Consider the following 766-nt stretch of genomic DNA (forward strand, 5'->3'; position numbering starts at 1 on the left):
TTTAAACGTACCCATTACCTCTTTCACTTTCTCTACCGCTGGCATCATTAGGAATGAACGCTCGTACATCCAACGAGAGTAACCCATACCTTGGTCACCACGTTCGAATGGGTCGATGCTCAAATCGAAGATCAATGGAACACGAAGTTTAGTGAATGGTTTACGCCATACATCCATACCCGTTTCATTTTCTTGGATCATGAAGTGGTATTTGTATTTACCGTAACGTAGTGCAACCAAGTCACCGTCATCACTCCAGTAAACGAATTCGTTACGAGCAGACTTGTCTGACTTACCTGTGATGTATGGCAATTGGTTGTAACCATCTAGGTGAACTTTGTAGTTCATCTTGCCTACTTTCTTACCTTTCAGTAGCTCGTCTTTAACTTTAGTGTCACCTGCTGCTGCAACCAATGTTGGGAAGAAGTCTTCAAGAGACATCATGCCATTAAAGGTTTCGCCAGCTTTGATGTGACCAGGCCATTTGATAAGAGCAGGAACACGGAAGCTGCCTTCCCAACCTGTATTCTTCTCACTACGGAATGGCGTCATACCTGCGTCTGGCCATAGGTCAACCATCGGGCCGTTATCTGTGGTGTAAACGATGATAGTGTTGTCATCAACACCAAGATCTTTCACTTTTTTCAGTAGTTCGCCGATTTGGTCATCGTGCTGTTTCACACCGTCAGCGTAGAAACCAGCACCAGTTTTACCTTGGTACTCTTCAGGAACGTGCGTGAAGTTGTGCATGCGAGTGGTGTTAAAC

At 44.9% G+C, this 766-nt stretch carries 1 protein-coding gene; it reads right to left on the minus strand.

Annotated features, from left to right (window positions below; translation table 11 throughout):
• The coding region (locus R7Z77_RS25130; protein ID WP_318137017.1) for a sulfatase-like hydrolase/transferase at window positions 1-766 on the minus strand (766 nt) is incomplete at both ends.

It is taken from the genome of Vibrio sp. 1401 (assembly GCF_033340295.1).